Annotated in this window: 7 protein-coding genes and 1 tRNA gene; 3 read left to right on the top strand and 5 right to left on the bottom strand. The window is 37.9% G+C overall.

Going from position 1 to position 6,236, the window contains the following annotated elements:
* Positions 1-22: 22 nt before the first annotated feature.
* From EWM59_RS24625 to EWM59_RS24610, 5 genes are all read right to left on the bottom strand, one after another.
* The gene (locus tag EWM59_RS24625; protein ID WP_229239289.1) at positions 23-673 is read right to left on the bottom strand and encodes an IS630 family transposase; all 651 of its coding nucleotides are present in this window, start codon (positions 671-673) and stop codon (positions 23-25) included.
* Complete coding sequence (locus EWM59_RS28470; protein WP_130021386.1) at positions 613-1,044, bottom strand: helix-turn-helix domain-containing protein; 432 nt, start codon at positions 1,042-1,044, stop codon at positions 613-615. Before EWM59_RS28470 ends, EWM59_RS24625 begins: the two co-directional genes overlap by 61 nt.
* 426 nt (positions 1,045-1,470) lie before the next feature.
* Positions 1,471-2,094 (bottom strand): DUF3267 domain-containing protein, encoded by a 624-nt coding sequence (locus EWM59_RS24620; RefSeq protein WP_130023898.1) that lies wholly within the window; start codon positions 2,092-2,094, stop codon positions 1,471-1,473.
* A 473-nt stretch (positions 2,095-2,567) separates the two neighbouring features.
* Positions 2,568-2,870 carry an ISAon1 family transposase N-terminal region protein gene (locus EWM59_RS28865; protein ID WP_445447096.1) on the bottom strand — a complete coding sequence of 101 codons (303 nt, stop codon included), beginning with the start codon at positions 2,868-2,870 and terminating at the stop codon, positions 2,568-2,570.
* A 187-nt stretch (positions 2,871-3,057) separates the two neighbouring features.
* Positions 3,058-3,131 (bottom strand) — tRNA-Asp (locus EWM59_RS24610).
* A gap of 99 nt (positions 3,132-3,230) precedes the next feature.
* On the opposite strand from EWM59_RS24610, the gene EWM59_RS24605 reads away from it, so the two are divergent.
* From EWM59_RS24605 to EWM59_RS24595, 3 genes are read left to right on the top strand one after another with little or no spacing between them, the layout of a single operon-like run.
* Entirely contained in the window at positions 3,231-3,752 is a 522-nt protein-coding gene (locus EWM59_RS24605) for a DinB family protein (RefSeq protein ID WP_130023897.1), read from the top strand.
* Positions 3,753-3,762: 10 nt separating this feature from the next.
* Positions 3,763-5,049 carry a M20/M25/M40 family metallo-hydrolase gene (locus EWM59_RS24600; protein WP_130023896.1) on the top strand — a complete coding sequence of 429 codons (1,287 nt, stop codon included), beginning with the start codon at positions 3,763-3,765 and terminating at the stop codon, positions 5,047-5,049.
* Entirely contained in the window at positions 5,046-6,146 is a 1,101-nt protein-coding gene (locus EWM59_RS24595; RefSeq protein WP_130023895.1) for a Nif3-like dinuclear metal center hexameric protein, read from the top strand. The genes EWM59_RS24600 and EWM59_RS24595 overlap by 4 nt, the downstream gene beginning before the upstream one ends.
* The last annotated feature ends 90 nt before the right edge of the window (positions 6,147-6,236 follow it).

The following is a 6,236-nucleotide window of genomic DNA, read 5'->3' as shown; positions in this document are numbered from 1 at the left end:
TAAGTAATACGACAAAATTATTTTAAATTTTAATTTTAGAAAAGTCGATTTGATAGTCAAAACCAAATTTAGACCAAATTTTGTCAAGGGCTTTTTTGAGGGTTTCCAAATCTTGATAATCACTAGGCTTAAGCCAATAATATTTAGTATGCCTCCAAAGCCTTTCGATTCTGTTTAGATGTGGACTGTAAGCAGGCAAATAGAAAATATAGAGCCCTTTGTTTTGCCACAATTCTAACTTTTCTTGAAAAACTTTGGCGTGATGAATTCTGGCATTATCAATTACTAAAACTGTTGGTTTTCTAATTTTATCAATAAATATTTCTATTGAATTGATGACAAAATCAGCATTAATAGTACCTTTTACATCAAAAGTGTAAAGTTCATTTCCATCAGCATTCATCAACCCAAATACATTGATATTCTTGCCTTTTTGTGGCAGAATATAAACGGGTTCATCTGGAAATTGCCAGCAGTAAGGTACGACACAATTGAGCGAAAAACCAGCCTGATCACCATAAAATAAGTCAATATGACTTTGTTGGTGGAGCTCGAGTAAGTCATTTAAGCAGTCTTCTTTATATGCGTACTCAGAAGTGTTTTGCTTTGACTTTAAACTTTTTCTGGCTCTTTTCCAACTGGCTCGACAAGTGTTTTTAAAAAACGCTCTAATGTTCTTTGAGAGAAGTCTTTCTGTAATGCTTCTTTCAGTTCTTGACGTACTTTTTTCAGAGTCTGAGGGCTTGATTTTACTTTGCTTTTTACCAATGATTCATCAGCTGCATTGAAAATAGGTTTGCGACCCTGACCCAATTGATTGCGTAAACCTACTATCCCATGCGTTTCCCAACTGTCAAACCAGTTAGTGATGGTAGGGTGGCTTACTTGAAATATAGATTTTAGGCTATACATATCATACCCCTGATGACTTAGCAATAGACAATGACAACGTTGTTTGAATTGATGATGGGTAGCATTTTTGTACCCTTCTTCCATTGTGATGACCTCACTTGGCTCTAATTTAATATATCGTTTTGCTCGCATAGAGCAAAGTTAACAATTTTAAAATAATTTTGTCGCATTACTTAAATAAAAGAGCAAGTCTAAAATCTGTAGGATAGCTATATCTAAGTACACTCCCATTTGAATAAGTAATGTAAGTTGCATAACCCCTAAAAATGTTTATCAAGGCAATACATAGTAATAGTAATCAATATTTTAAGTAAAAACCCTTTTGCTGTTACAGCAGGAATTTTTTCAGGAAATTTCGCTGTAACCGTAAAATTATTTTCAATAGTTTTTCGATACTACCTGTTTTCGAGTTTTTCCATCCAAGTATTCTTTCCTGATGGATTTTTCTTAATGACAACTTTGAGGCAAATTCTACTAAATTTTCTTATAATTTCTTAACTTCTTTTTAATCTAAGCAACATTACGTAATCCTACAGTAATTTTTCAAGTTGATTCGTATTATCTACTTTTTCCATAAAAATAGGTTATACCGTTTTCTTTGTCATCATAAGTTACTACTTCTTTATCCTGATGAAATTGGAAATAACTCAGCAGGCCAAAGTCCCCTGAACACATAGCTGTGTGAAGTAATAATATACCTGCTATAGTGAGCATCCCAATTGTATTGACCAACAATAATGAACCCACTAAAGTAGTAGTGATTATAATAAATGGTGCTAAGGCCACAATCTCAAACTCTTTTTTATTGGCTACAAATTTATCAGCAAGAGCCAAAAAATAGAATTTTTTAAAATTTGCATCATAAGAAGTATTTACTGCCCCCTGAGATTTGTAGGCTAAAACATGTATATATTCATGTAGTGGTACTAATAAAAAAGTGATAGCCAGCCCATAAGAAAAATAAGTAAAACGGTCACCAAAGGATATATCCGGTTCATCAATTTTTTTAACAAGCAGATAGCCCGCAAGTGCAAAAGCGAGTACATTACAGCAATAATATAAAACAGCGTATTTTGTTCTTTTATTAATATAAGTTCTTATAAACGGAACTAATTCTTTATGACCAAGCTGATCAAGTAGAGTATAGCCTTTTTCTGTTAATTCATCTGGTTTGATTTTCATTTTCAGTATATCATTTAAAACAAATAATAGGAGTATCAAAGAAATTACAACACAGAATAAAATTAATATATTATCAGAAAGAATTTAGAGTATGAACCTGTTTAAACTTTTTGCGGGTCGCCGCTGCGATTTATTGATGAAAATGAGTAGATTTTGAGCAAGACAATTCATTTATTTGAATTGTAGCGGCACCACCGTGAAAATAAATGAAGCAGCCGCAGCCAAAATGTACCATTTTCTAATCCAAAGAAATAAGTTTAAAAAGGTTCTTACTTAAAAAAATAGCAACTGCCAAAGTTTTTGTTAGCTACTGGTAAAAATAAGTACCAAAGTACAAAATCAAAAATATAATCTCTGTATGTGAAGCCTGCTGCTAACCCGTGTAATCACTTAAATGACTTACATACTGTTCCTGAAATCGCTTGCCATCTAAGCCATAAAGATCTCCCAGCGTCTTACAACTAATGGGCGTATTATCTACCAAGTCCTTTAAAAAAAACAGCGAATTTCTTAGTCATTCGAGTGCCATCTGCTACCATTTCCCAATCCCTATAAACTGTTTTACCAGTGGTGAGATTCAGCCATTTCCTTCGCTTGATTTTTAAATAACATGCTTTGCCTCGTAGTAGAAAGTCCCGGACAGTTTCTTCATCAAAGAATCTCTTGGATTGTAGCTGGTCAGTTTGATATTCTTGTGGTGGTAGATTCTTCTCTGATAAAAATAGATAGGTGGACGGATAGTCTAAGAATCCTCTTTCTTTATCACATTTGTCAATTCAAAATATTCTAAAATGCCTTCAGGTAGTAGTAATGATAATAGCGTTGTGTCCAAGTCTGTATTCTTTTCCGCAAAGTAACCCATTTTTTAGCTACTCCCTAACTTTTTGGTTTGACCCGTATTCTAACCAACTGAAACAAAACCACCTTAAAAACAAAAAAAGCACTCAAAATTGAGTGCTTTTGCGGTCCGGACGGGGCTCGAACCCGCGACCCCCTGCGTGACAGGCAGGTATTCTAACCAACTGAACTACCGAACCGGGTCTCCTAAACTTTGCTGAAACTTTATTTCCCTCATCGTTTGGGACTGCAAAGGTAGGGAGATTATATTTGCATGTCAAGACCTAAATCAAAAAAATATGAAAATTTCTAAACCTACCGATAATGAGTATAACACCCAGTCGCCTCAAAAGAGTTATATTCAGACAGTTACGACCGAAAACGCCATAGAGGCAATGGCTGAAAATATTTTCATTGTGGAAAACTTTTTCAAATCATTACCCATAGAAAAGCACTTTTACCGCTACGCCGAAGGAAAATGGACACCTATTGAGGTTTTAGGGCACATTATTGATTGTGAAAGAATATTAGCCTATCGTGCCATGTGCATTGCCCGTAACGAAAAACAATCATTGCCGGGGTTTGATGAAGCCGATTATGTAACCGCAACCCATTTCAATAAAAAAAGTCTGCGAAGTTTTTTATTGCAATACAAAGCACAAAGAAAATCCACTATCTTGTTGTTCAAATCTTTCAGTCAACGTGAACTGTCTCGTTTGGGTTTAGCTAATAATTGGCCTACTACTGCTCGTGCCTTGGCGTGGATTATTCCTGGACATGAGCTTCATCACCTGAATATTCTGAAAGAACGCTATCTATAAAATCATTAACATGAAAAAAACTTATGTATTCCTGCTCTTATTGGTAGGATTTCACTCCTACGGGCAAAAAATCAGCCCGACAGAGAAAAAGATTATCGACCATGTAAAAGCCAATGCCGTGCAGACAGAAAAACTGTTAGAGCAGGTAGTGAATATCAATAGCGGTACACTCAACCACGAGGGCGTAAAACAAGTCGGACAGATTTTCCGTAAAGAATTTGACGACATGGGTTTTACTACCGAATGGGTATCATTACCTGATTCGTTGAATCGGGCAGGGCATTTAGTGGCTTATCGCAAAGGCAAAAAAGGTAAAAAACTATTTCTGATTGGGCATTTAGATACGGTTTTCGAAAAATCAATGCCCTTTACGCCTTTTATACGTCTGAATGACTCTACAGCTACAGGACAAGGAGTAAACGATATGAAAGGCGGAGACGTAATGGTTATTGCGGCTTTAAAAGCCCTGCATGCCCAAAAACTATTAGACGATACCTCTATCACTATCTATTTTACAGGCGACGAAGAGAGTTCGGGCAAACCTACCAGTATCAGCCGGAAAGATTTTATTGACTGTGCCAGACAATCAGATATTGCACTCGCTTACGAAACCGCCGTTAGTTTCAATATTGCGGCAACAGCCCGTCGGGGTTCAAGCGGCTGGGAATTGATTACTACCGGAAAAACAGGCCATTCTTCAGGCCTTTTTAGTCAGAACATGGGTTATGGTGCTATTTATGAAGCGGCTCGTATTCTTGATGAATTCAGAGAAGCACTCAGCAGCGAGAAATACCTTACTTTCAATCCGGGGGTAATTTCAGGGGGTACAGAAGTAAATTATGACCCTGCTCTGGCAAAAGGTGAGGCCGTAGGTAAAACGAATATTATTGCACAGAAAGTAATGGTTACAGGCGATTTACGTTTTATTAGTGAAGTGCAGAAAGAAAATGCCAGAACTAAAATGCGTGAAATTGTAGGAAAACACCTGAACGGCACAAATGCAGAAATTAAATTTTCTGATGGAATCCCAGCAATGGAACCAACCGAGGCAAATGCAGATTTATTAAAAGTGCTGAATCAGGTAAGTATGGATTTGAATATGGGTGAAGTAAAAGCAGGCGACCCGGGTTCTCGTGGGGCAGGCGATATTTCTTACATTGCCCAATATGTGCCTTGTCTCGACGGCTTGGGTGCCTCCGGAAAAGGCGCACATGCTCCGGGCGAAACCATCAATCTGAAAGAGTTTCCGGCACTGACACAACGCACAGCTTTATTAATTTATCGACTGACACAATGACAATAAGAGATGTAACGGCTTATCTTGAAAAATTAGCCCCTCTATCCTATCAGGAATCGTACGACAATGCGGGCTTACTGGTAGGCAATCCTAACGAAATCATTACAGGGATTCTGGTAAGCCTTGATTCAACCGAAGACGTAGTAGAAGAAGCTATTCAAAAAGGCTGTAACCTCATAGTAGCACATCACCCTATTGTATTCAAGGGGCTGAAGAAAATCACTGGTAAAAACTATGTAGAGCGCACCATCATCAAGGCTATTAAAAATGACATTGCAATTTATGCCACGCATACCAATCTTGACAATGTAGTAAATGGCGTAAGTTTCAAAATTGCGCAGTTATTAGGTTTGCAGCAGGTACGGATTCTAACACCCAAAAGCGACTTGCTGATGAAGTTAGTTGTATTTGTTCCGGTTGAGCATACCGGACAACTGTTAGACGCTCTCTATGCAGCCGGAGCAGGCGAAATCGGGAACTATAGCCAATGTAGTTTCAGGGTTGAGGGCAAAGGCACTTTTAAACCCAATGCACAAGCCAATCCGACTATCGGGCAATCAGGTGGGGCTATGGAGGAAGTCGAAGAAAACCGGATAGAAGTTATTTTTCCGGCCTATCTTAAAAACCCCATTCTGGCGGCCATGCGCCAAGGCCATGTATATGAAGAAGTAGCTCATTACCTGACACTGCTCGACAATGAAAACCAGGAGGTTGGCTCAGGTGCTGTCGGAATCCTGCCTCAGGAAATGACTGAAACAGAATTTCTGGCTCATCTGAAACAAAAGATGCAGGTTTCAGTTATCAGACATACAAGCCTGTTGAATAAACCCATCAGAAAAGTAGCCGTATGTGGTGGAGCGGGAAGTTTTTTGTCAGGTGATGCAATACGGGCAGGAGCCGACATTTTTGTTACGGCCGATTACAAGTATCATGAGTTTTTTGATGCCGAAAACCGAATCATTATTGCCGATATAGGGCATTATGAAAGTGAGCAATTTACAAAAGAATTACTGAAAGATTATATTTGCAAAAAATTCACTAACTTTGCAGTCCATTTGTCGGAAACACCCACAAATCCGGTAAAATATTATTATTAATCAATGGCATATTGAGGTAAAATGGCTGGCTGGTCATTCTCCTTTTTATCAAAAATAAAGCTTTAAAATCAAGACGCTCCGCCGTAGCGG

This window comes from Emticicia agri (assembly GCF_004168285.1).
In the GTDB taxonomy this organism is placed as follows: domain Bacteria; phylum Bacteroidota; class Bacteroidia; order Cytophagales; family Spirosomataceae; genus Emticicia; species Emticicia agri.
Note: the sequence above shows the minus strand (reverse complement) of the source record. Positions and strands in the feature narration are given on the sequence as shown.

Excerpts from the sequence above, each read along its gene's own strand:
- EWM59_RS28470 (WP_130021386.1), bottom strand. The coding sequence starts at position 1,044 with ATGCGAGCAAAACGATATATTAAATTAGAGCCAAGTGAGGTCATCACA.
- EWM59_RS24620 (WP_130023898.1), bottom strand. The coding sequence starts at position 2,094 with ATGAAAATCAAACCAGATGAATTAACAGAAAAAGGCTATACTCTACTT.
- EWM59_RS24605 (WP_130023897.1), top strand. The coding sequence starts at position 3,231 with ATGAAAATTTCTAAACCTACCGATAATGAGTATAACACCCAGTCGCCT.
- EWM59_RS24600 (WP_130023896.1), top strand. The coding sequence starts at position 3,763 with ATGAAAAAAACTTATGTATTCCTGCTCTTATTGGTAGGATTTCACTCC.
- EWM59_RS24595 (WP_130023895.1), top strand. The coding sequence starts at position 5,046 with ATGACAATAAGAGATGTAACGGCTTATCTTGAAAAATTAGCCCCTCTA.